This window comes from Oryzophilus luti, from assembly GCF_059726245.1.
Genome location: NZ_AP040874.1, coordinates 1340489 through 1364299 on the forward strand (window position 1 = coordinate 1340489; position 23811 = coordinate 1364299).

At 63.2% G+C, this 23811-nt stretch carries 17 protein-coding genes and 1 other RNA gene; 12 read left to right on the forward strand and 6 right to left on the reverse strand.

Annotation, left to right across the window (positions count from 1 at the left end; all coding sequences use genetic code 11):
• Window positions 1-10: 10 nt before the first annotated feature.
• Genes AC6IZO_RS05875 through AC6IZO_RS05885 form a run of 3 tightly spaced genes read right to left on the reverse strand, consistent with a single transcriptional unit; the run spans window position 11 to window position 4003 of the window.
• The gene (locus tag AC6IZO_RS05875) at window positions 11-1723 is read right to left on the reverse strand and encodes a glycosyltransferase (protein ID WP_497808934.1); all 1713 of its coding nucleotides are present in this window, start codon (window positions 1721-1723) and stop codon (window positions 11-13) included.
• Window positions 1724-1739: 16 nt separating this feature from the next.
• Entirely contained in the window at window positions 1740-2510 is a 771-nt protein-coding gene (locus AC6IZO_RS05880; protein ID WP_497808936.1) for a class I SAM-dependent methyltransferase, read from the reverse strand.
• Window positions 2507-4003: an oligosaccharide flippase family protein gene (locus AC6IZO_RS05885; protein WP_497808938.1), complete on the reverse strand. Its 1497-nt coding sequence runs from the start codon at window positions 4001-4003 to the stop codon at window positions 2507-2509. Before AC6IZO_RS05885 ends, AC6IZO_RS05880 begins: the two co-directional genes overlap by 4 nt.
• A 257-nt stretch (window positions 4004-4260) precedes the next feature.
• On the opposite strand from AC6IZO_RS05885, the gene AC6IZO_RS05890 reads away from it, so the two are divergent.
• A complete protein-coding gene (locus tag AC6IZO_RS05890; protein ID WP_497808940.1) occupies window positions 4261-5226 on the forward strand; it encodes a glycosyltransferase family 2 protein in 966 nt (321 codons plus the stop codon).
• Window positions 5227-5231: 5 nt separating this feature from the next.
• Here AC6IZO_RS05890 and AC6IZO_RS05895 read toward each other — a convergent pair whose 3' ends face one another.
• Window positions 5232-6128: a glycosyltransferase family 2 protein gene (locus tag AC6IZO_RS05895; RefSeq protein WP_497808942.1), complete on the reverse strand. Its 897-nt coding sequence runs from the start codon at window positions 6126-6128 to the stop codon at window positions 5232-5234.
• A 354-nt stretch (window positions 6129-6482) separates the two neighbouring features.
• On the opposite strand from AC6IZO_RS05895, the gene AC6IZO_RS05900 reads away from it, so the two are divergent.
• The 3 genes from AC6IZO_RS05900 (at window position 6483) to AC6IZO_RS05910 (ending at window position 10669) form a co-directional block, all read left to right on the forward strand.
• Window positions 6483-8204 carry a tetratricopeptide repeat protein gene (locus tag AC6IZO_RS05900; protein WP_497808944.1) on the forward strand — a complete coding sequence of 574 codons (1722 nt, stop codon included), beginning with the start codon at window positions 6483-6485 and terminating at the stop codon, window positions 8202-8204.
• 125 nt (window positions 8205-8329) lie between these two features.
• A complete protein-coding gene (locus AC6IZO_RS05905) occupies window positions 8330-9637 on the forward strand; it encodes an NCS2 family permease (RefSeq protein WP_497808946.1) in 1308 nt (435 codons plus the stop codon).
• 78 nt (window positions 9638-9715) lie between these two features.
• Complete coding sequence (locus AC6IZO_RS05910) at window positions 9716-10669, forward strand: SDR family oxidoreductase (protein WP_497808948.1); 954 nt, start codon at window positions 9716-9718, stop codon at window positions 10667-10669.
• Window positions 10670-10781: 112 nt separating this feature from the next.
• On the opposite strand, the gene AC6IZO_RS05915 is transcribed toward AC6IZO_RS05910, so the two are convergent.
• The gene (locus tag AC6IZO_RS05915) at window positions 10782-12986 is read right to left on the reverse strand and encodes a capsule assembly Wzi family protein (protein ID WP_497808950.1); all 2205 of its coding nucleotides are present in this window, start codon (window positions 12984-12986) and stop codon (window positions 10782-10784) included.
• Between the two features lie 450 nt (window positions 12987-13436).
• On the opposite strand from AC6IZO_RS05915, the gene AC6IZO_RS05920 reads away from it, so the two are divergent.
• On the forward strand, window positions 13437-15050 hold the full coding sequence (locus AC6IZO_RS05920) for a hypothetical protein (RefSeq protein WP_497808952.1): 1614 nt from the start codon (window positions 13437-13439) through the stop codon (window positions 15048-15050).
• Window positions 15051-15362: 312 nt separating this feature from the next.
• On the opposite strand, the gene AC6IZO_RS05925 is transcribed toward AC6IZO_RS05920, so the two are convergent.
• Window positions 15363-16268: a Bax inhibitor-1 family protein gene (locus AC6IZO_RS05925; protein ID WP_497808954.1), complete on the reverse strand. Its 906-nt coding sequence runs from the start codon at window positions 16266-16268 to the stop codon at window positions 15363-15365.
• 206 nt (window positions 16269-16474) lie between these two features.
• Between AC6IZO_RS05925 and AC6IZO_RS05930 the strand changes: the two genes are divergently transcribed.
• The 7 genes from AC6IZO_RS05930 (at window position 16475) to AC6IZO_RS05960 (ending at window position 23565) form a co-directional block, all read left to right on the forward strand.
• The gene (locus AC6IZO_RS05930) at window positions 16475-17326 is read left to right on the forward strand and encodes a hypothetical protein (protein ID WP_497808956.1); all 852 of its coding nucleotides are present in this window, start codon (window positions 16475-16477) and stop codon (window positions 17324-17326) included.
• A gap of 303 nt (window positions 17327-17629) precedes the next feature.
• Window positions 17630-17994, forward strand: a transfer-messenger RNA (tmRNA) gene (gene ssrA, locus AC6IZO_RS05935).
• Between the two features lie 140 nt (window positions 17995-18134).
• On the forward strand, window positions 18135-18458 hold the full coding sequence (locus AC6IZO_RS05940; RefSeq protein WP_497808958.1) for a hypothetical protein: 324 nt from the start codon (window positions 18135-18137) through the stop codon (window positions 18456-18458).
• Window positions 18459-18734: 276 nt separating this feature from the next.
• Window positions 18735-19925, forward strand: coding sequence for an alpha-hydroxy-acid oxidizing protein (locus AC6IZO_RS05945; protein WP_497808960.1), 1191 nt, complete (start codon window positions 18735-18737; stop codon window positions 19923-19925).
• The gene (locus AC6IZO_RS05950) at window positions 19922-21028 is read left to right on the forward strand and encodes a substrate-binding domain-containing protein (RefSeq protein WP_497808962.1); all 1107 of its coding nucleotides are present in this window, start codon (window positions 19922-19924) and stop codon (window positions 21026-21028) included. Before AC6IZO_RS05945 ends, AC6IZO_RS05950 begins: the two co-directional genes overlap by 4 nt.
• Before the next feature lie 267 nt (window positions 21029-21295).
• Window positions 21296-21676 carry a PilZ domain-containing protein gene (locus AC6IZO_RS05955; protein ID WP_497808964.1) on the forward strand — a complete coding sequence of 127 codons (381 nt, stop codon included), beginning with the start codon at window positions 21296-21298 and terminating at the stop codon, window positions 21674-21676.
• 518 nt (window positions 21677-22194) lie between these two features.
• Window positions 22195-23565, forward strand: coding sequence for a nucleotide sugar dehydrogenase (locus tag AC6IZO_RS05960; protein ID WP_497808966.1), 1371 nt, complete (start codon window positions 22195-22197; stop codon window positions 23563-23565).
• Window positions 23566-23811: the final 246 nt, after the last annotated feature.

Consider the following 23811-nt stretch of genomic DNA (forward strand, 5'->3'; position numbering starts at 1 on the left):
CCCTCGGCTTCTAGTCTATACGCCACAGGCGACGCCAGCGTCCGCGCAGTGTCTCATAAAGGTTGCGCGCAAAGCGCAGGCGGCACCACATGCCAAAGCCCGACTCTCCGGGCAGGAAGCTGACGCGCGGCAGCAGGTGCGGATCGCTGCCAAGATGAATGGCCCCGCGTAGCGTGCTGAAAGCCATCAGGAACCAGCGTGCCGCGCTGGCGCGAGCCGCGTCGGTAAAACCTCCGAAGGGATAGGCAAAGGACGCGGGCGGCCTTCCGAGCAATTCGCTCAACTCGCGCTGGCATCCAGCAATCTCTTCTTCGGTGCGCTCCGGGCTGGTCTCACGCAACTCTGGATGCGTAAGGGTGTGTCCACCAAATTCAATGCCCCGCCGCGACCACTCGAGGATTTCCTCGCGCGACATAATCTCAAAGCTCGGCAACCCGGCCTGCTCGTCCCAGGCATTTGTGCGCCCGACGCTTGAGGTGACCACCATACACGCCGCCGGAAAGCCGTATTGCTCCAGCAGTGGAAAGGCGTTCTGCGCGGCCTCGCGGTAAGCATCGTCAAAGACCAGCATCACCACGCGTTCCGGCAGCGGCTCGCCACGGTCGCGCCACGCCAGCCACTGCGACGGCGTGATGCCCTGGTAGCCATGCGCGCGCAGCCAGCGCAGATGGCGCTCGAACTCGGCAACCGGCGTGGTCAGCCCCGGATATTCTCCCGCGCGAGGCGTTCCCACGTTGTGATACATCAAGGCCGTCACGCGTCGGCCAAAGTCCGCCTGAAGCTGCTGCCATCCGCCGGCGGCATCCATCGCTCCGGCCAGATGTTCCGCCACACCACGTGCGCTCAATGCACGCCGCGCCAGCCACATGCCGGGCGTCAGAAACCTCAGCGCATTCCCCGTTGCGAACAACGCGTGCAGCATCACACGCGAGACGCCAATGTTCCGCGCCGCCCACACCGTGAGCCAGCGCTTCCACGGCCAGCCCGCACGCAGGTTGGCCAGCGAGCTATACGGCCGAAACTCCGGATGCAGGTCGCACACTCGCACCGTGTAGCGCCCAAGGTCCCAGGCATCGCGGGCGATGGCCTCCGCGCGCTTCACGTAGCGCTCATAGAGCACTGCGTCAGGCGCAAAGTACGGGCGATAGCCGTCGTTCCACAGCCTTATGCCCTGCTCCACGTCGTGAATCCGCGTGAAGCTCTCGTCAAACGGATGCTCAAGCACCGCCGCGCGCGCAATGGAGCTATCCGCGCACAGCATCATGTCCTGGCGGCGCGGCCCTTCAATTTGCAATCGCCGCAATTCCCCCTCGGTGAAGCGTCGCGCGTTCTCGCTCTCCGGGCCACGCGGTGTCTCTGGATGAATGTGCACCGTGCCGAGCACGAGCCGCTTCGTCCCCGGTTCGTGCGCCGCCACGTGCGCAGCGACCGCTCCCGGATCACAGATGCAGTCGTCATCCACAAACAGCACCAGTTCACCGCGGGCCATGCGCACGCCCGCGTTCATCGCCGCAGCCTGCCCACGATTCTCCTGCTCCATCCACTGGAAGCCGCACGCCGGATGAAACGCCCGCAACAATTCGATGGTCGAATCCGTGCAGCCATCGGCCACCACCACAATCTCGTAGTTCGCAGGGGCAAACGTCTGCGCGGCCAGCGAAGCCAGGCAGCGCTCCAGCGAGTCGCGGCGGTTCAACGTGGTAACGATAATGGAGAGTTTCATGGGAGCGTGCGTAGTCTCACTCCTTCGCAGCCGCAGGTTTCACGGCCCGGCATAGCACGCTCACTTCGTAATATGGATCAGTCGCATCCAGTTCCTGCGGCGTCAATTCCTCGGCTGCAATCCCCTGCAGAAACGCCGTGGCCGCCAGCACATTGCCGCGCGACTCCACCTCGACACACTCAGCGGGAAAGAACTCCTCGAACAACTTTCGCATTGAGAGCCGCGTGAATCGCCAATAGTCGCCGCAGTACTCCCATTCGTTGGGCGCAATCGGCGTGATGCCCGGTGCCGTCACCAGTACGCACCCGCCCGGCTTCAGGATGCGCCGCACCGTGCCGAGAGCCGCACGCACGTCGTAGATCACATGCAGCGCCTGGGTCAGGATGACGCAGTCGAACGCTTCCGAGGGAATGTTTTCGCCTGTCGTCAGGTCGCCGACAATCGTTGCCGCCGCGTAGCCCGCGCGCACATCCAGCACGTCGGACTGCACAACGCGCGCGCCGCCAAACTTCATCGTGTACTCGTTGTCGGCCAGTTCCAGCACGCGCCCGCGAATCTCCGCGGCATGCGACGCAAGGAACTGTTCAATGTAATAGCGGTCCACATACAGCCCGCGCCCACGGTCAAACCCGGCATGGATTGGCGTGACCCGTCGCAGGTCGCCCCAATCCACCTCGCCAAACGGAGGATCTTCGCGCAAGCGCACCCGCTCGGTGCGCAGCCACCCACGCGTTCCGGCAGGGACCACGCGCTTTGCCACCGACTTCAATGTTCGAAACAGGTTCATGCCTGGTCTCCGTAAGGCGCTGCAACTCTTTCCTGCCTGCCGAGTGCGTTGCGCAACTCGCTCCAACTGGCGGCTCCCAACAGCATCAGGCCGGAAAGGTAGATCGCCGCTGCCAGAGCCAGCGCCACGCCAACCGCCAGCCAGCCTGCTTGCATCCTCTCACACGCCGCCAACGGCACAGCGGAAAACGTCCCGGCGAGCGCCACCTTCAGCATCGCCTTCACCGGAACGCAGCCCGCGCACCACCGGTGCAACTGCCACAGCACCGCCGCGCAGGCGCATGCCACTGCGGCATCATTTGCCGCCGCTGCCCCCACTGCTCCCAGCCTTGGAATCAGCAACACGTCCAGCGCAAGGTTGAGCACCGTCACCGCTGCCATCGCCCGCAGAAACAGCTTCTGCCTCTCCGCCGCGTAGAGCATGTTGGAGCCGATCGTGGTGACGCCACTCGCCACCAAGGCCAGCAGCAGCAACTGCGCCACCCGGATCATGGGCACGTAGTCTGCTCCGTAGAACAGGCGCACAAAGCGCCCTGCAAGAATCGCGCCCCACACGCTGAGAGGCACGGTGCCCACCAGCACCAGCCGCAGCCAGCGGCCTCCCAGTTGCGCAAGCCCCTCGTCGCCCTGCTGCGCATAGCGCGTCACAAACTGCGGAAACAGCACGTAGCCCATGCTGTCGCCTGCGGTGGCCAGCCGCGCCGCCAGCGCATAGGCAATGCTGTAATAGGCAATCTCCTCGGACGTGCGGAAAATTCTCAGGAAGAAGACTTCGGACTTGTCCCATAGAACGAGGTTCAGGAACCACAATCCATAAACGGAGAGCGAGAACGACAGCATGCGCCGCGTCAGCTCTGGAGGAAGCTCCGCTTGCGCGCCCGCACCAGAGGAAAGCATGGGACGGCAGGCGCTCCACATGATGGCCGCAGAAAGCAGCGTTGAGATCAAGTTGACGGCCAGAAAAGCCACCACCGTCGGATGCCACAACGCGCAGGCCGCCACCAACACCACCTGCAGCACGGCGCCACCGAACGACACCGCCATCTGCAGGTCAAAGCGCTGCTCACCTTCCATCAGCGCGCTCATCGTCTGCTGTGCCGCCGCAGGAGCAACCGAAGCAATTGCCAGCGCGATCACCACTGCCTGCGATGGCTCCAATGCGTACCAGACTGCCAACACAAGGAGCGCAATTCCCAGCGCGGCCAGCCATTGCAGGCGCAGGATGCGCCTCGCGATCTGCGCCGCAACCTCGGACTGCCCCAGCCCCCGGTGCTCGGCCACATAGCGCGCAATCGTGTCCGGCAGACCCAGCGCAGAAAGTCCCGTCACCAGCCCCGCCACCCAGACCGTGAAGCTGTAGCGGCCCATCGCCGCCGCACCCAGCGATCGCGCCATCAGCACGGAAACCGCCACACCGCCGCCGGCGCTAACGATCAGCCGTGCGGCACTGAAGGCGAAATTGTGCAGGGTGGTGCGCGAGCCGTGGGAGGTCATGGTGATTCTTCCATTGTCGTGGAGCACTGCGGGCTTCCGCAAGACAGCGAAGGTAACAGTTACTTTCCGTGGCCTACATCCGTCATTTACGGGGGATTTTTCACCTGCACTTTCTGATGGCAGAAAAGTAACCGCAAAGGCCCATTACCAACGACTTTTCGTTATCTGGAGAGAACTCTTATCCCTTCGCCTGCCTTCCTATAATCGCCTCAAATGGCAAGCAAATCAGGCGTTGGAGCAGCGATGAAGGAGAGCAAATGAAGCTCTCTGTCGTGGTGCCAACCTACAATCGCCGGGATTTGCTGCTGCAGAATCTTCCTGCTCTGTTTACGCAATCGTTACCGCCAACCGAATATGAAGTCCTTGTTGTCGTCGATGGCAGCACGGACGGCACTGCGTTCGCGCTGCGCTCCGTTTCCGCCCCATGCGGCTTCCGCGTGCTGGAGCAGGAGAACCGGGGACACGCGGGCGCACGTAACGCGGGCCTGCGTGCCGCGCAGGGCGAGTTGGTACTGTTCCTCGACGATGATGTGCACGCTTCTCCGCGCCTGCTGGAAAAGCATGTAGCCGCGCACTCGGCAAACAAGTTGGTGGTGATGGGCTCGCTCCAACTGGCGTCGGCACAGTCTCGGTCGCTCGTCACCGGCTGCTTCGCGGCTGAATACGGCGCGTTGCACAAACGCCTGAGCGAGCAGCGGGACAACTCTGTTCCACCAGACGCTTGGACGTTCAGCAACACTTCCGCCTCCCGGCAACTGCTGCTTGAGGCCGGCGGGTTCCTTGAACATCCGCGCTGGCTTAAGCGCGAGGACATGGAATTCTGTCTGCGTCTGCGGGCAGAGGGCGCAACCTTCCGCTATGCTTCACAGGCTGTTGCCGAACACTTTTGTCTTGAGACCACGCGGCAGTTGCTGCACGAGGAAATTGCCTTCGCTCACTCCGACGCCTACCTGCTGCGCACCTGTCCGGCATTCGAGCCGTATTCCAGGCTTCGTGCCTATGCGGCGCAGTCCCCGTGGAAGCGCACGATGCGCGGCCTGATGCAGTCGCTCTCCCCAGTGGCACAGAAGATGTTGAGTGGATGCTGGGAGCTGGTGGAAGAGATGGGGCTGAAGGCTCCTGACTGGGCTTTCACCGTCGGCGTGCGCGCCTTGCAATGGCACCGCGCGCTGCTCTGGATAGAGTGGATGCGCCGCCTTCGCAAACCGTCGCAGGACGGCTGAAACTGTTACCGGGGCTTTGAGCTGGCCATCAGCAAAGGCGCACGGCGCTGCTCATTTGAGCAGGCCCCGGCAAACAAACGGATCCCCCTCGGCAGCGAAAGCAGCCTGCGAACCGCAGAGAACTTCTGAGCCTTCTGCGAAACCTGCGCGCGGTGCTCACGCCAGCTGCGGCGCGCTCCCATCAGCGAACGCAGCAGGTGACTCAGCAGCAGGCTGCGCTGCTGCGGCATCTCCTTCAACAGCAGCAGCACATAGGCAATCGCTGAGGCAGATTCCCCTCCCACGTCGAGGTGTTGCTCCGAGCTGCCATGCCAAACCACCGCCGCTGGAACGTGGGCGCACTTATACCCCATTGCCACCAAGCGCACGAAATTGAAGTGCTCCTCGCCGCCGCGAATAGCTGCGCCGCGCCCCAGCCGCTCATCGAATCCCGGCAGGTAATTGAAACTCGAACGCCGGAAAGCCATGTTGCAGCCGTCGCCGATGCCGCCGAAAGCTGCGATCGGAAACCACTCCGCCGTCTGTTGGCCGACGATGACTGCCTTCCGGTGCGCCGGCACCGGTGCAACATCAAACGGCTGATCGTGCCCGCCTGCGGCCATGATCTCCGGATCTTCAAACACACGGCAGAGTTCGTTGAGCCACTGGCGATCCGGCTCGGCATCGTCGTCGAGAAACGCCAGAATCTCTCCGCGCGCGTGCTGCACCCCCGCATTCCGGGCGTGGCTGACTCCAGGGCGCGCAACATAGAGGTAGCGCGCGCCATGCTGGCGGGCCACCTCTGCGGTGGAATCGCTGGAGCCGTTATCAACCACCAGCACTTCAAATTCGGGATAATCGAGCTGGGCGACGCAGGCAAGACACTTCGCGAGGCTGGAGGCCCGGTTCCGGGTGCAGATCACAACGCTTGCCGATAATTGCCGAATCAATTTGGCTCCCGGCCCATTCAACAAACTTCCGCGAACGAACCTCTAGCTAGACCGAATGATGAGCGTTGCCGCCGCCGGGGCCCGGTACACGGCAGGTCGAGAGCAACGCGTCCATCAGTACATGTCCTTTCGTACTGATTATAACGGAACACACCTCATTGCGCATCGAGTCAACACCGACTGCCCCACTCTGGGTACATCGACTCTGTTCTCATCCTCCGCGACATGCCACGCCCGCGCCGCATCTATCCTTTACAATGCGATTTAGCAGCCATCCTGAATCTTTCCGGAGCCCCAGTGATCGGGTCTGATAGCACGCAAAATCCATTGGATACGGCAGAAGTTGAAAGCGTCTGCGCCCGCCGGGGACTTCCTGAACTCTTCCTCACGCTCTACACCCTCGTCGTTTACGCCTACAGCCTCTTCTGCGATCTCGTTTATGACGATCGCGTGCTGAGTACGTCTGCTCACGTCCAGTTCCCGGCCAGCCGGCTCGGACAGTTCTTCACCACCGATTTTGCCGTCGCGCACGGCTCGAACTTCTACAGGCCGCTGGTCCTGCTGTGGCAGTGGGCGCTCACACAGTCATTCGGCGAGTCCGCGATGGCGTGGCACCTGCACAGCGTGCTTCTGCACGTCATCTGCACGGTGCTGGTCTTCTGGCTGGCGGCACGTCTGCTGCGTTCGCGTTTGCTGGCATTGATGGCGGCGCTCCTATTTGCCTCGCATCCCGTCCACGTGGAGGCTGTCACCTGGGTTTCCGACATTGGCGACCTCTTGCTGACGATCTTTGCGGTGGCCAGCGTTCTGCTTTTCCTCCGCTGGGTGGAGACCGCTCGCGCCGTATGGGTGGCAATCTCAGTAATGGCGGCTGCGGCCAGCATGCTCTCCAAAGAAGTCGCCATCATGCTGCCCCTGTTGATGCTGGCAGTCGCCCTGCTCGCGCCCCTGCCGGAAAACACCATGACGCGCGCCCGCGCCGTATGGGGCACGCTCCCGCTCTTTCTGGCTGCCGCAGCCTACCTGGCGGTCCGCACGCACATCCTGCACGGCTTCGCCCACCCGTTTACCCCGGCCACTACAGCGGACATGCTGCGCACGCTCCCTGCCGCAGGGCTTTTCTACCTTCAGCACTTCCTCTTCCCCGGCACCATGAGCGTCTTTTACGATTTCGGCTTTGTCGCCACGGTGCGGAGCACGGCCTTCCTCTTGCCGCTGGTGATTCTTGCAGCAGTCTTCACAGCAGCGGTTTTGTGGGCACGCCGCTCCTCCAATGGCAGGCTCATTGTTCTGCTGGCGCTATGGACAGTGCTGCTGCTGGCTCCCGCCATGTACCTGAAGCTGTTTGGCGCCTACGAAGTGGTGCATGACCGCTTTCTTTATGCGCCATCCGTGGGGCTCTGCATCCTGACCGTGTTGCTGGTGTCCGCGCTTGTGAGCCGGCTGCCGCGAGCGGAAGAAGCCGCCAACGCGCTGCGCACTCCCGCCATCTGCATGCTGCTCGTTCTGCTTGCCTCGGTAAACACGCTTGTGGCGCAGACCTTCTGGAAGAACGACGTCAGCCTGTTTTCACACGCACTGCAATTTGCGCCGAACTGCGTTCCCGCCCTGAATAATCTCGGCGCGGCCCTGCTCAGTGAGCACGACTACGCGCGCGGCATTCCCGTGGTGGAGCATGCGCTGGCCCTCAGCCCCGGCAATCCCGATGCGCTCTTCAACCGGGGGCGTGCTGCCTGGGAAACCCGCGATGACCGGACGGCCGAGCATTACTTCACCCTGACCGTGCAAGCAGCGCCAGGCTGCAAGCAATGGCTCCACCTCGCCAGCGTCAAGCTGCGTCTCGGAAAGATTGACGAAGCCGAGCACGCGGCCAGGGAGGCGGCCAAGGCAGGCCCCAACGAACAAGGCGTGCATCTGGCGCTCGGTGCCGCACTGCTCTCCAAGGGTGACAAGGCTGGAGCAACCCTAGAATTCCAGCGCGAACTGCAACTCTTCCCGCAAAGCCACGGCGCGCAGATGGGCCTGCAGCAGGCAGCAGCCTCGCGATAACGCTCGCCGGAACACAGGTGCGCCGGCGCGGCGGCGATTTTCGAACTTGCCTCGCGTTCGCCTATTGAATCCGCGAGCCGAAACTTCTAACCTTCGGGCAGGAACTCCGAACCGAGGCCGCCCTAGTGACCCTGCAATCCTTCTTCAAGCTCCCCGAACATGGGACCACCGTGCGCCGTGAAGTGCTGGCCGGACTGACCACCTTTACCACCATGTCCTACATCATCGTCGTCAACCCGGCGATCCTGAAGGCGGCGGGCATTCCTGCCGGGCCGTCGATGGTAGCCACCATTCTGGCCGCGGTCTTTGGCTGCCTGCTGATGGCCTTCTACGCCAACCGGCCCTTTGCCATTGCGCCCTACATGGGTGAGAACGCCTTCATCGCCTTCACCGTCTGCGGCGTGCTGGGCTTGAAGTGGCAGACCGCGCTGGGCGCCATCTTCCTGGCCGGAGTCGTGTTCATCGTGCTCACGGTGCTCAAGGTGCGCTCGTGGATCGTGGATGCCGTGCCGACTTCGCTGCGCTACAGCTTCGGTGTCGGCATCGGGCTGTTCCTCACCTTCGTCGGACTCTCCGACGCCGGCATCGTCGTGCTCGGCGTGCCGGGAGCGCCCGTGCGCAGTGGCGCGCTGACCTCCGCGCCCGTGCTGGTGGCCCTGTTCGGCGTGGTGCTGATGGCGGTGCTCATCATCCGCAAGGTTCCGGGCGCGCTGCTTCTGGGTATTCTCATTACAAGCGTGGTGGCCTTTGTCGCAAAGGTTGCTGCTCCGCCCACCTCGTTCGTCAGCATGCCGCCCAGCCTCTCGCCCCTGCTCTGGCAGCTTGATATCCGTGGCGCGCTCTCCATGAAGGCCTTCCCCGTCGCACTCACCATCTTCATCATGGCCTTTGTCGATACCATGGGCACGTTGATCGGCCTCTCCGCGCGCGCCAAGCTGCTCGACGAGAACGGCAACCTGCCTCAGATTGAGCGCCCCATGCTGGTGGACGCCCTCGCCACGACCTTCTCGCCCGCCATCGGCACCAGCACCTCGGGAGCCTTCATCGAGTCGGCCACCGGCATCGAAGCGGGCGGCCGCACCGGACTGACCACGCTGGTGGTGGCCCTCTGCTTTGCCGCCGCGTTGTTCTTTGCGCCGTTCGTGACGGCCGTGCCCGCGCAGGCTTACTCGCCCGCACTCATCCTGGTCGGCCTATTCATGCTGGAGCCGATCACGCGCATCAATTTTGCGGATTTCACCGAGTCCATCCCGGCTTTCGCCGTGGTCACGCTCATGTGCTTCACCTACAACATCGCCTTCGGCATGACCGCCGGCTTTGTGCTCTACCCTCTCTGCAAGCTGGTGGCGGGCCGCGGACGCGAGGTGCGCGCCGGGCTGTGGGTGCTCACCGCGCTCTCGCTGCTGTTCTACATCTTCTATCCCTACGGGTAGGCCTCGGAACGCGGCGTGGCAGCACGCGCCGCCACGCGTTGTTATGATGGAAGGCGGAACATTTCCATCGGAGGAAGAATGTCGCGGTATCTGGTTACGGGAGTTGCAGGGTTCATCGGTTCGTCCATCGCACGCGCACTGCTCAAGCGCGGAGACCATGTGCGGGGCATCGACAACTTTGCCACCGGAAAGCGTGAAAATCTCATCGGCCTCGAAGCCATGGAATTTCTGGAAGCCGACATTACCGACGCGGAAGCCTGCGCCCGCGCCTGCAAGGACGTGGATTACATCTTCCACGAGGCGGCCATTCCCTCGGTGCCCCGCTCGGTCAAGGACCCGGTTGAATCCAACCACGCCAACGTGGATGGCACCGTGCAGTTGCTGACCGCCGCCAAAGACGCCGGAGTGAAGCGCGTGGTCTACGCCGGTTCGTCTTCTGCCTATGGCAGCAATCCGGCCCTGCCCAAGCGCGAGGACATGCTGCCCGCGCCGATCTCGCCCTACGCCGTCTCCAAGCTCACCGGCGAGTACTACCTGCAGGCTTACACCGCGGTTTATGGCATAGAGACGGTCACCATCCGCTACTTCAACGTCTTTGGTCCGCACCAGGACCCGAATTCGCAGTATTCCGGCGTGCTGGCGCTGTTCACGCGCCTGATGCTGCAAGGGGAACGCCCCACCATCAATGGCGACGGCGAGCAGAGCCGCGACTTCACCTATATCGACAACGTGGTGCACGCCAACCTGCTGGCGATGGCCGCTCCCGCCGAAAAGGTCAGCGGCAAGGTATTCAACATCGCTCTTGGCGAACGCATCACCATCAACCAGGTCTACCGCGAGATGCAGAAGCTGACCGGCTTCCAGCAGGAGGCTGCGCACGGCCCCGACCGCCCGGGCGACGTCAAGCACTCGCTGGCAGACATTACGCGCGCCCGCGAGGCCTTCGGCTACGAGCCGCAGGTCAGTTTTCCCGACGGACTGCGCCGCACCATCGAGTGGTACAAGCAGAACCTCGGCGCGCTGGTCGGCTAGCCGCCTTACAGAGTCACGCAGAGCACAAGAAACCGCCGGTCTCCCGGCGGTTTCCTTTTGCCTGCACTTTGGGGACGGACACGCTGTCAGTCGGCCTGGACATTGACCGCCGCTATGGCCAGCGCCACGTTGGGTGCCACGTCAGCAGAAGCGCTCCGGTCACGTTCGACTGCCGCTCCGGGTTGAGCAGCGGGATCCACCATTGCTCCCACTGCACGAACGGCGCCACGCTCAGGCCACTGCCAAGGCCGCGCTCATAACTTACCCGCACGTCGTGAATGGTGCCTCCGCCGGGTATGAATTTGCTGTCGAGCTTCATATTGCGCCAGCGCGTTGCCAGCGTGTGATGGGGCGCAAAGTGCCAGGAGCTTTCGGCAAACAGTCCTTTGGAGTCCCGTCCAATCCACGAGCCGATCAAGTCACCTCCGTTCGTGTAGCCATCGTGGTAACCCGAGTTGATGTAGAAGAACCCGCCCGGCACATGGTCGACCGCAGCCTGCGCCGTCACCGGTGCCTCCACCCGCAAATCGAGCTTGGGCAGCCCAGGCAGCCGCGCAACGTAGATACCCGGCATCATGGCCGCGCGGCGTGGCGCAGAGAGCGGCGACGGATCATCGTCGGTAAAGAAGTCTCCATAGAGCGTCACACGGTCGCGCATCCACGGCAGGCGGTAGCGGAAGTCGAAGCCGCCGCGCCGGTCGCCTGGGTCCTGCGGAGTCCCAGCAACATCATGGCTTCCGCTGCCAAAGCTAAAGTAGGACTTCAGCAGCCGCCGCATGGTCAGCGGACGCCCCGCGCCCGCAAACAGCACGGTCCGGGAAAAGCTCAGTTCCAGGTTTGGTGTGAGCGCAAGGCTGATCTTTTCACCGTGCAGCAGCGGCGCCGCCGGATAGCGGTGGCCGCTCAACTGGCCAAAGAACATCTCCCAGCGCACGCGCCCCAGAAAGTGCAACACGCCCGGCAATTCCAGTGGATCGGAGGCCTGCACCCGCAGCGCGTAAAACGGCTGTGCGTTGGTGCTGGCCAGAAAGGCGCCGGATTCCCCCGGCCCCCACCACAGTTCGTGCTTGCCGAGCGAGAGGAAAGTCTTTCCCCACTGCACGCCGGCATAAGCCTCCAGCAGATGGAAGCGATCGGCCTGCGCGCTGCCATAAGGCGTAAGCGCCACCTGCCCCGCAGCAAGTGAATCGACCGTTGCAAGCGTCTGCATGGTGGAGGAGCCAAGCGCTGGTACGGCGGGCGCGTGCTGGTATTCGCCGCGTGCGTGGTAGACCCATGCACCGCTGGTCGCCGTTACGCTGAAGCCCGTCACCAGGTTGGCGCCGGTCCAATAGGGCCGCCCCGCGTCGTTGTAGAGCGACTGCCCAAAGTGATAACCGTCGCGCAGCGGCTTCCCGGCAATCTGCATATAGCGCGTGTAAAGGCTATCGAGCGACAGCCGTGTGCCTCCGCGCCCGGCGGTGTTCTCGTCCCACTCGGCGGCGAACTCGGATCGCAGGGCATCGTACTCGGCCCGAACCCCGTCGAACTGCGGCTCCTCTATGCGCTCTTCGGCGTCGAGCAGCAGGCGGACAAATGCCATGCGCGTCCACGGACGAAGACCCAGGATCTCCGTCTGCGCGGCCCCGGAGGCGATCAAGCGCTCGGCCATGCCGTAGGCAGGAGAGTCCATCTCCACATAGGGCGATGCGATGCTGCGCGCCGAAGATTCCTCCTCCAGCGTACGCAGAAAGGTGCCGTACCGCGCTTCGTCCCGGGGATTGTGGTGCGCACGATAGACCTGTCTTCCGATGAGATAGCCTGAGACGGCGCCCACAAACACGTCCGAGGCCGAATGCTCGCGCGCCAGAACACGCCCCACGGTCACGCTCGCCGCCGTGCCGTAACTCAGCACCTCCACCCACGGCTTCGGATACTCATGCGCGATCACCGCAGCCGTTGACCACGCCAGTGCCGAGTGGTTGGAGGGAAATGCCCGGTCGCCCCGCCAGAATTGTTGCGCGTGCGACCCCGCATTGGGGCGCGACCGCCCGGTGGCCAGTTGCAGGGCCAGATCGACAACGTAGCTGTTGGCCGCGGCCTCGACGGTCAGCACGCCGGTCTCGCGGGCGTGGGCGTTGCCCCCTATCAGCCCCGATCCCCACAGCAGCGCGCCCGCGCCAAGCAGACCATAGGTTCCGGCATCGGAGAGGTGGCGCGCATTCCGCACGTAGCTTGACGACGACCCGATGGAGCGGTTGATGTCACCATCGGCGGCGATCATACCGGCCGTTGCGCCCGCCATCGGAAGCACCCAGAAGCTCTGTGCGCGAGTCAACCGGAAGGGGGAACTCCAGATGGACTTCTGGTCGGAGAGAAAGTGCTGGACGATCTTTGATTCCGGTGCGGAGGTACTGCTGTTCGCGCCGTCAGCGTTCGCAGCTGCCGGAGTGTCCGGCAACGAGGCGTCGGCAGCTGTGCTCCGCTCCTGCGCCGCCACCGCCACAGACAGGGTTAACAGAAGCAGCAGACACCGCCACGAGGCATGGCAAAGGCTCACCGGCCCCACACAACTTCTCGCCGGCCTGGCACTGGATGGAGTACCGCACATTTTGCCCCTCAGAACGGCCATGCCAGCCTGATAAACCATTGATTTTCATTTTGGTACCCAGAATCTTGCACTTCTCTAAGAATTCATTTCACAAATGGGAAACCTTGGCCAGAATGTCTCGTTCGGGAACCCCCACGAAAACGCAGCACCCACGTTCTCCCGACGGGCAGATAACGCATGCGATTGATGCCGACCGTGCTGATCTCCTTTGCGGCATTGGGATGCATGGGCTTTGCACAACAGACACCCGTGCGCCCGCCTGTGCGCTTCACTCCCACGCCTTTGCTTGCGCTCAACTCCGGCATACGCCAGATGCCGCGCAGCATTCTTCCGCCGTTGGTACAGCTTCAACCGGCTGCGAGCACCGCCGGCACCGCGAATGCACTGGCCAAGTTTGCCTCCCCCACAGCCCTGCTCGATTCCATCGTGGTCGAGTACAACGGCATGATCGGCATCGGCAACGCCTCGCCCTCGGCCAAACTCGACGTTGCCGGAGACCTGCGCCTCTCCTCCAGCGGTCGCCTCCTGTTCACCGACGGCACCACGCAATCGACGGCCGCTCCGGCACTCAGCGCTGCCGATAGCTCATTGGCGCTCACTTCCGGCACGGGCACCCTCGCGCTCAGCGTTGCGCCCAGCGGCATCACCACGGCAAAACTGGCGGACGGCAGCGTGACCCTGGCCAAGCTCGGTGCGGACGTGAACCTGACTGGCGTGAGTCTGGCGGCCAACAACACCTTCACTGGCCAGCAGACGTTCACCCTCGCCAGCACAGCGGTTCCGGTCATCACGGCCAGCAACACCGCCACCACCGGCCCCGCGCTCGGCATCTCGTCCAGCACTGCAAGCCCCGATGGAACGGCCCTGCTGGCGCAGGTTTCCAGCGGCAGCGGCTCGGGCAGCGCCATCGTCGCGCGCTCGGCCGCCACGCTTGGCTCCGGCGTGGTGGGCGACGCGCAGGCCACGTCCAGTCTCAACAACGGCGTGCTCGGCATCTCGCGCAGCACGCAGGGCTACGGCGTGCACGGGCAGGCCACCGCCACCAGCGGCAGCGCCTACGGAGTCTTTGGCGAAACCAGCGGCACCAGCAGTGCCACCGGCGTCTATGGCGTCTCCAACACCACGCAAGCCTTGGGCACGACTTTCGGTGTCTATGGCACGGCGCAGAGCACGACCGGTGTGGGCGTGGCCGGCTATGCCAGCGCCACCTCCGGTAACGCCATCGGCATACTCGGGCGGACAGACTCCGCCAGCGGCACGGGCGGACAGTTCACCAACACCGCCGCCTCCGGCAACGTACTGGTGGCCAGCAACTCGAGCGGCAAGGTCTTCCGCGTGGACACCTCCGGCAACATCTACATGAACGGCACGGTGCACACCACGGGAGCCGACTTTGCCGAGCAGGTTGAGGCGGCACCCGACGAAGTCTTTGCGCCCGGTGACGTGCTGGTGATCGATGGCGACCGCGACCGCCGCGTGCGCCGCTCCAGCCAGCCCTACGCCACCAACCTGTTTGGCGTACACGCTACACGGCCCGGCGTCCTGGCAGCGCCGTTAACCATTCCCGACACCGGCAGCGTTCCGGTCGCCATGGTGGGCATTGTTCCCTGCAAGGCCTCGGCGGAGAACGGCCCCATCCGGCGTGGCGACCTGCTGGTCACCTCCGGCACGCCCGGTCACGTGATGCGCGCCACCGACCGCAGCCGCCTCACGGGAGCCATCGTCGGACGCGCCCTGCAGCCGCTCGAGAGCGGCACCGGCGTGATTGAGATTGCAATTTCGTTGCAGTAGCGGGCGAAGTGCCCGGCGGAGTTGTTCAGAGCTTTGCGGAAAGGCGGCTCGGCTTGCCGCCAAAACGGTGGGGAAATAAAAAAAGGTGACCAGCCCCTCACTGGTCACCTGCTCGCAGTTGCGCCCGCGAAAAAACTTGTCACCGTTTCCTGCGTCAGATACATCTGCGAAGTAGCGTCCTCACCCAGTCACTTGCTTCGCTGTACCCTTGCGTTGAAAAGATATTCGCGCAACCCGGCGGATAAGTGAAATTCAAAGTTTTTATGGGGACGATAAACGCCGCTTCTAAAAGCGTTTAGATGATTGTAACAATCAGTCTTCCCAGTCCTGTACCCGGCGCAGGCCGCCCAGAACCAGCATCAAAACCAGGTAGATATTGATGAAGTCGAGATAAAGCAGCAGGGCGCTCAGCACGCCGGCCTTCCACTCGCGGCCCGGCCCGTCCTCGCCCACTTCCAGCCAAAGTCCCTCGAACTCCGGCAGGTGGTGCGCGTAAAGGATGCCGAAACCGCCAACACAGACCGAAGCGGCCGCCTGATGCCACGCACCGACACCCCACGTCCAACGGAAGATCAGCATCGCGCCCAGCGCCACGGCAAACAGCAGCATCACGTTCACCGGGCGCCCCAGATCCTGACGCGCCAGCCCGCCGTAGAGCGCCAGGGCGCCAAAGCTCACGCCCGCCACAAGGAAGGCGTAGGCCAGCGCGCCCGGCGGCAGAACCAGCACAAAGACCGTGAAGCTCAGTCCATTGAAGGCTGCGTAAAGAAAGAGCGTGGCCGTCATCCAGCCCTGGCTCAGGCTGCCAACATGGTCGCGCAGCAGGTTCACGCACAGCAGCTCGGCGCCAAACAGCACGTAGAGCAGCGTGCGCAACGTGGCGTATTGCTCCTCCGGCTTCACCTCGCCGGCGCAAAGCCACAGCACGCCGGAGGTAACCAGCAGCGCCGCTGCCAGCAACGCGCAGCCACGCACCATCACGCCGCGCCCAGCCACCATCTGCCGCCAGCGCTCGTACCCGGGGCGAACCTCCCGCACCAGTTCGATTCCGCCATCGTCATTCTGGGTGTAAGGCAGCAGGCCACTGCCCTCAGGCGGACGTGGAAGGGCGAGTGACACCGGATGCGCCGGAAGCTCCTGCGACGGAGCAAACATCTCCGGCGCAGAGTTCTGCGCCTCCGCGTGCTGCCCCGCGCGGTTTGTACTCTCGTTAGGCACTGTGCCACCAGCTTAGCAAAACAACGCCACCAGCAGAATGCAGAGTTACCGGCGCGCTTGCCTGCGACAGAATTTTCTTTCCTTCACGGGGCTTGCGGCGCTAGCGTTTCAAAGATTCATACCTATCAGTCTTTGTGCACGGCTGCCTGGCGCTTGAACCGGCGCTGCTTGGCGGGTTTGCCCCGCGCCTGCACCAAGGAGAACCGATGAACGCAACGTGGAGAATCCCGATTGTTGCGGCAGTCCTGATCATGCTGTTCGTGCCCACGTGCTTCGCGCAGTCCACGCCATCCGCAGCGGAATCGATGACCGCATGGCAGGCTCGGCATGGCCTTGTCGATCTGCTGGACTCGGGGAGGGTGTTTGCGAGCGACAGTGGACTCCGGTGCTCCAGCATTCCCCGCGAGAGCATTCTCATCACCAACGAGTCCGTCGAGTTCGACATCCGCGGGAATGCTGGCGCGAATTGTTCCAATAATAAGCAGATTCGCCACGCCGCGCTTGACCTGAAGACTGCGCCCATCTTTCGCACGCACCACCACTATGCCTATTGCGAGCTGCGCGACGGCAACGACGCGGAAGTGAAACCCGTGCGTGTGGAGGATCGGCAGTCACGCCTTACGGGAGTCAAGGACCCAGAATGCGAGAAGCTTGCAGCCCTGCTGAACATCCTCTCCGACCACGCCCGGACCAGCCCGGCGCGTGAGCAGCAATTCCGCGAGCAGGCGGCGGCCTATCGCGCGCTGGCCGCGAAGCCCGCCCTGCCGGAAGCCGCCCGCGAACAGCGCCTACTGGCGGAAAACGCCGTCAAGGAGAAACAACTGGAAAATGCGCTGGCGCACTACGAGAAGGCCGTGCAACTGGCTCCGGTGTGGCCACAGGGATACTTTAACGGCGCGCTCATCGCCGCCGAGCTGCACTACTACGATCAGGCCATCGACATGATGCAGCGCTATCTGGAACTGGAGCCTAACGCGCAGGACGCCGCCGCCTCCCGTGACCAGATCGTCATCTGGAAGGACAAGCTGAACTCGGCTCCCGCCGCACCTGAGAAATAAGTCCATTTCCGCCTGCCTCCCACATCTGCGCGCAGTCCGCAGATGTGGGATACAGGTCTTCCCCTTCGTCAGCACTGCCGCCACAGTTTTCAAGTTCGGCGCCTCCGAATCCCGCGCCCGTCTGCGGCATCTAATCCAGCAGAGTTGACTTCCCCGCTGGGGTTGCCTACTCTGAAGACAGTTCTTTGAGATTTGGTTCTCGAAGTTTCCCGCGCGGGCAACCGCGTGCAGCCGGCCAACATGTTGGTCACCCGCAAGTTACGGACACAGCTTCAAGCCATGCTTGAGCCGGTCCGCAAGGATGGGGGCGTCACGGCTTCGACGGAAATGTTCGCGGCCAGGAGGCATACCGGGGTGCACGCGCCCGTAACTGTGTGCAAAACCATAATTGCCAATCAAGACCTGGCATACGCTGCCTAATTAGGTAGCCGCTCCCTTCCGCTTCGCCTACGGGCGGATACGGCGCGTCGCACAGTAGGCTGGCTTCAAGCCCTACGTCCGGGGGCTTGCGGCGAGATCCACGGGCTAGCCAATCGCGCGTCTTGTCCGTTCTGAGCGCGAGAAGCGAACGTTGCGGGGTAATGCCCGTAGCATGAACGCGACTAAGTATGTAGGCTCCTTGCCAGTGGCGTTTTCGGACACGGGTTCAACTCCCGTCGCCTCCACCATTCACAACATTCCTCGTATTTTCCAGACCGACCGTTCCGTATCTCCGGAGCGGCGTTTGTTTTTGCCGACAATTCACAGTTTCCTGCCGCGCGTCACTCCACCAACGTGGAGCTTTGTGCTAACGTGCCTGTGAGAGGTCATGCGCCAGAGCCACACAACCCGGTGGGACACGCAACGCATTCTGCGCTGCATGGTCGTGCTGCTGTTCTGCGCGGCGCTGCTGACGGCGACCATCAAGGTCTGCCCCGTCTGCACCGGCCTCTCGCACGGAGACATCCAGAAGCAGGCATCGAAGCGTCGGCAGTTGAACCTGCCGGTGGTGGTGCTGTTCCTTCCTGTCATTGTCACCACTATCGCTCCGCCGCAACCCTGCGCCGTGGTTCACGCGCAGCAGTTCGGCGAGCCGCGTCCGGTGCTCCGCATCCAGCTTCCGTTTAACCGGCCTCCTCCCTTCCTCGGCTGATTCCTTTTCATTCCGGCAGTTCCACGTCTCCGGTGTGCTCGTGTGCTTGAGCATGCACGGAGAGACGTTGCGTGAGTGTGCGTGCGCATTTGCGTAGCCCTGCATCGTGCGGAACTGACCGGCTCATCGGCAACGTGGCAGAACTGTCTCTGCCCGCGGCGTGCGCGAGCCGTTGGCTTGTGTACGCGTTTGCCCGCCCACCATGCGGCTTCGAGAGAGGTGCATGCGCGACGGCCATAGTTTCTTCAACTTTATTTGCAAAGGAATTTATTCATCATGTCGAATCATTCGGAACAGGGTGTAAGCCGTCGTAACTTCCTCACCACCGCATCGGCGCTGGGCGTCGCGGCCATTTCGCTGCCTCTTGTGGAGCGCGCTGCCGCAGAGCCGCTGCCCGCGCCCGCTGCCGCCCCGGCCGACACTCCGGCCAAGGGCAAGCTGACCAAGGCCGAGGTGCTGCGCGTCGCGCGTGAAAAGCTCTTCCCGCGCTGCCGCGTCTGCCCGGAGTGCGATGGTGTGGCCTGCGCCGGCGAGGTGCCGGGCTTCGGCGGCATCGGCACCGGAATGGCGTTCAAGAACAACTATCAGTCGCTCGCCAAGGTTCACCTGCGCATGTCCACCTTTCATGAGGTGAAGCATCCGGACCTGACGGTGAGCATCTTCGGACAGACGATTGCGCTGCCGATGATGTCCGGCGCCACCGGCGGCACCACCTACAACATGGGCGGCAAGATCGGCGAAGAAGAATTCGTCGAGGCCATTCTGGGCGGTTGCGCGCAGGCGGGCACCATTGGCTGGGTAGCCGACGGCATTGGCGACCCCATGGATGTCTTCCAGCGCCGCCTGGCGATTGTGCCGCAGTTCAAGCAGCGCGTCATTGTCACCATCAAGCCCAAGACGCAGGACGAGATCATCAAGCGCATGCATCTGATTGAGGAAGCCGGCGCGCTGGCCATCGCCATCGACATTGATTCCGCAGGCCGCGCCGCTCGCGCCGTCCCCGGCCAGACCGTGGAGCCGAAGACGCCGAAGCAGTTGGCCGAGTTGGCCAAGGCGACCAAGCTGCCGCTGATCATCAAGGGCATCATGAGCGTGCACGAGGCGCAGGTGGCGGTTGATTGCGGCGCGCGCGGCATTGTGGTGAGCAACCACGGCGGGCGCGTGCTGGACCACACGCCGGGCGTGGCCGAAGTGCTGCCTGCCATCGCCGCCAAGGTAAAGGGCAAGACGCTGCTGCTGGCGGACGGCTCCGTGCGCCACGGTGCCGATGTGCTGAAGCTGGTTGCGCTCGGTGCCGACGCCACGCTCTGCGGACGTCCGCTGGTGCGCGGCGCTTTCGGCGCTGGCAAAGACGGCGTGGCACTGCTCATCAACGACATCAAGAGCGAGCTGACGGACTCGATGGTGCTGACCGGCACGGCCAGCGCCGCACGGGTCTCGCGCGCCATTCTGGAGATGCGCGCATGAGCCGGCTCTTACTCAAGTTGCTCGCAACCCTGACGGTGGTGATGGCGACCTCCTGCGCCTTCGCCACCGATCAGGGCAAAGCGTTGCTCTATGGCGGCGCCGGACAAGGCCGCGTCATCTTCGACGGCCGCGTCCACGCCGCCAAGGGCTACGTTTGCAACGACTGCCACAACACGCTGTTCGCCACGAAGAAGGAAGCGCGGATCACCATGGAGGACCACACCTCCGACCGCAAATGCTTCGCCTGCCACAACGGCGAAAAGGCCTTCAACGATTGCGGCCAGTGCCACCGCAAGTTTGAGGACGCCCCCTCGGGCGGGCACCTGGTGGCGGCTTCCGCAACACCGCAGGCAGCAAAGCCTGCGGCCGCGCATGAGGTCTTCACCTACGAAGGCGCAACCACCATCGGCACGGGCATCATGCCAAAGGCGGCACACATGTTCGCGGCCAAGACCGGCGTGAACTTCAGCGCGATTGGTGGTGCGGGTGCCAAGGCCGGACTGGTTGCGGCTCGCGACGGCAAGGTCACTTTCGGCGGCGTGGCCCGCGCGGTCACCTCCGAGGAGAAGGCGCAACTGACGGCGGCGGTCACCATCGGTTATGACGTGATGGGCGTCTTCGTCAATCAGTCGAACCCGGTGAAGGCACTCACGCGCGCGCAACTGAAGGAGATCTTCACCGGGCGCGTCACCAACTGGAAGCAGGTCGGAGGTGCCGATCAGCCGATCGTGATCTACAGCGAGAAGCTGACGGGCGGCCGCGCAACGGTCGAGGCCTTCCGCACGATGGTGCTCGGCACCGAGCAGTACGGCAAGGTGCACGAGCTGGACGACGCGACCAACTGCATCGCCGAGGTGCAGAAGGACGCGAACGGCATTACGGCGTCGTCCATGTCGTTCGCCAAGTCAGGCGTAGTGCCTATCGCCGTCGATGGCGGCGAGCCGACGCGGGCGGGCGTGCAGGCGGGTAAGTATCCGCTGACAAGACCGCTGGTGCTCGTAACCAAACAGCCCATCGAGGGCAACGTGAAAGCGTTCCTCGATTTCATGCTCACCCCCGAAGCGCAGCAGATTGTGGGTGAGAAGTTCGTGCCGGTGAAGTAGACGCGCACGCAGAACACTTGCGGGCCGTGCCTTCGGGCGCGGCCCTTTTGTTATTTCCGGACAGTTCGAAACTCCGCGTTTCGTAAATGGAGTTGCCCCAAATAAGGGTAATTTGCCGGAATCATCGTGAAATGACTTGCAGGATGGCTGCGTGACATGGCGCAGTTGCCGTCAATTCAATGGCTTCCGTTCGGCACTCCGTGTGCAACTAACCTCTGCCAAGTGAACCCGAGCTTGCCGGAACTTCACGGAACGTTGTGCTCAGATATGAACAATCTCAAGAGTGCAAAGGCCGTCACAATGTGGGACCGAAAACCAGATAGCGAGCTTCCTGCCCCTCCAGTCGACCGCCGACTGTCAGCCCGTTACCGTGTCTCCTCGCCCGTCAAGCTCATGCTCGAGGGTGGCGAACGACTGCTGCTTTCCACCCGCGACATCAGCGCATCGGGCCTGTTTGTCTACGTAGACAAACAAGTTCCTGCGGTGGATCGCCTGCAGTTCATCGTTACCTTTCCGCCGGAAACCACTACCGCCTGCAAGTTGCTGGCGCTCTGTACCGGAGTAGTGGTTCGGAGAGAGGTGGGCGAGACAAGCGACGGTATCGCCATCAAGATTGAGCATTACGAATTTCTGAGTGCTGTCTCCTGACGTCTTCCGTTGCGCCCCAGTGCGTCTGAAGGGTCACTGGGGCTGGCATTGCTCTGCAAGAGTATGCAGATCACAGATCTCTGCAGCAAGGGCTTCTCTGGACTTCGCGCGTCGCTGCCATGTCCGTAGCACTTTGTAAATACATCCTTTCCGGGCTTAATCGCGACATGAAATGCCGGATTGTCTTAGGCATTTTGCGAGGCCCGGTCGATACCGAACGGGATTTGTGTTTGGAAGTGAAGGTGCATCAACGCTCCTCGCACGCGCCGTCAACCAACGGCGCAAAGCAATCCGGCCCACGTCGCCTTGAAGGTCGCGGGCCGGTGATTGGGCTGGGCAAACCACTTCACCGTTGACGCCCCCGAGGCGCGCCGCCAACCAGCCATGCGCGCATGTGTCCGGTCAGGCAGTTTGTCCAGCCCACATCAGGGCAGGTTCCGCACGGGCAGACGGCTGCTGCTGGCAGCCGATGGGCAACCTCTGCCCGCTTCCCGCGCACACAATTTCAGGAGGATGGAATGGCCGTTACGGTTCAGCCGTCGCTGAGCGCGACTGCAGAAGCACTTCGCCGGATTGATGCGCGGGAAGCGCGCGTTGGAGTGGTGGGGTTGGGGTACGTGGGATTGCCGCTGGTGCTGCTGTTCAGCGGCGAGCGTTTCCGCGTCACCGGCTTTGACGTGGACACACGCAAGGTGGAGACCCTCAACCAGGGCGGCAGCTACATTGTCCGCATTGAGCCCAACGAGATTGCCGCCGCGCACAAGGCAGGCTTTGCCGCCACCGCCGACTTCCACAAGATCTCCGAGATGGACGCCGTCATCATCTGCGTGCCCACCCCGCTCGACGAGTATCACCAGCCCGACCTCAGCTACATCGTCAAGACCGCACAGTCGCTGGCGCCGCACATCCGCCGCGGACAGACCATCATCCTCGAAAGCACCACCTACCCCGGAACCACCGAGGAGATACTTGTCCCCATTCTGGAGAAGCAGAACCCCGAAGGCCTGAAGGCCTGCCGCACCCTGCCCACAGGCGAGCAGCAGCCCGGCGACTTTCACGTCGTCTTCTCGCCCGAGCGAGAGGACCCCGGCAACGACCAGGTCGCCCGGCACGACATTCCCAAGGTCATCGGCGGGCTCGACAGCGACGGATCGAAGATCGCCGCCGCTCTCTACGGCAGCATCTTCCGCCGCACCGTGCCGGTCTCAACCCCGGCCGCGGCTGAGATGACCAAGCTGCTGGAGAACATCTACCGCTGCGTCAACATCGCGCTGGTCAACGAGCTGAAGCAGCTGGCGCTGCGCATGAACATCGACATCTGGGAAGTGATTGAGGCGGCCAAGACAAAGCCTTTCGGCTTCCAGGCCTTCTATCCCGGCCCCGGACTGGGCGGCCACTGCATCCCCATCGACCCCTTCTACCTCTCGTGGAAGGCCAAGGAGTTCGACTTCCGCACCAAGTTCATCGAGCTGGCAGGCGAAGTCAACATGCAGATGCCTTACTTCGTCGTCGAGCAGGTGATGGAAGCCTTGAGCAAGCACGGCAAGGCGCTCAACGGTGCCAAGGTGCTGGTGCTCGGCGTGGCCTACAAGAAGGACATCGACGACCTGCGCGAGTCGCCCTCGCTGACCATTCTGGAGCTGCTCGAAAAGCGCGGTGCCAAGGTCAGCTACAACGACCCCTACTTTGCCAAGGTCGGCCACGGACGCCACTACAACCTGAACATGACCTCGACGCCGCTGGAGAAGGTGCCCGAGTTCGACTGCGTGCTCATCGTCACCGACCACTCCGCCTACGACTATGCAAAGATCGTCCGCGAGGCCAAGCTGGTCGTCGACACACGCAACGCCACCAAGGGCATCCAGGCACCCAACCTCATCCACTGCTAACCACGCGCACGCGCCCGGAAGCAGCAGCAGCCTGCGGCAGGCAGCAGCAGCACCGTTCCCCAAACCGCGCACGGCGGCCGGACACATGATCCCCAAATCTCGTACATTCGAGGCGGCAGCTCTCCGAGCAGCCGCCTTGACCTTTTCGCGGGTGGTCAGATCATCCAATCCGTCGGACCATTCCTCTCAGCTTCTGGAGTCCTCGTTCGAGATGAACCGGAAGAGTTCCCTTTCCTGTGTGAAATG

Excerpts from the sequence above, each read along its gene's own strand:
- AC6IZO_RS05875 (WP_497808934.1), bottom strand. The coding sequence starts at position 1,723 with ATGAAACTCTCCATTATCGTTACCACGTTGAACCGCCGCGACTCGCTG.
- AC6IZO_RS05880 (WP_497808936.1), bottom strand. The coding sequence starts at position 2,510 with ATGAACCTGTTTCGAACATTGAAGTCGGTGGCAAAGCGCGTGGTCCCT.
- AC6IZO_RS05885 (WP_497808938.1), bottom strand. The coding sequence starts at position 4,003 with ATGACCTCCCACGGCTCGCGCACCACCCTGCACAATTTCGCCTTCAGT.
- AC6IZO_RS05890 (WP_497808940.1), top strand. The coding sequence starts at position 4,261 with ATGAAGCTCTCTGTCGTGGTGCCAACCTACAATCGCCGGGATTTGCTG.
- AC6IZO_RS05910 (WP_497808948.1), top strand. The coding sequence starts at position 9,716 with ATGTCGCGGTATCTGGTTACGGGAGTTGCAGGGTTCATCGGTTCGTCC.
- AC6IZO_RS05920 (WP_497808952.1), top strand. The coding sequence starts at position 13,437 with ATGCGATTGATGCCGACCGTGCTGATCTCCTTTGCGGCATTGGGATGC.
- AC6IZO_RS05930 (WP_497808956.1), top strand. The coding sequence starts at position 16,475 with ATGAACGCAACGTGGAGAATCCCGATTGTTGCGGCAGTCCTGATCATG.
- AC6IZO_RS05940 (WP_497808958.1), top strand. The coding sequence starts at position 18,135 with ATGCGCCAGAGCCACACAACCCGGTGGGACACGCAACGCATTCTGCGC.
- AC6IZO_RS05945 (WP_497808960.1), top strand. The coding sequence starts at position 18,735 with ATGTCGAATCATTCGGAACAGGGTGTAAGCCGTCGTAACTTCCTCACC.
- AC6IZO_RS05950 (WP_497808962.1), top strand. The coding sequence starts at position 19,922 with ATGAGCCGGCTCTTACTCAAGTTGCTCGCAACCCTGACGGTGGTGATG.
- AC6IZO_RS05955 (WP_497808964.1), top strand. The coding sequence starts at position 21,296 with ATGAACAATCTCAAGAGTGCAAAGGCCGTCACAATGTGGGACCGAAAA.
- AC6IZO_RS05960 (WP_497808966.1), top strand. The coding sequence starts at position 22,195 with ATGGCCGTTACGGTTCAGCCGTCGCTGAGCGCGACTGCAGAAGCACTT.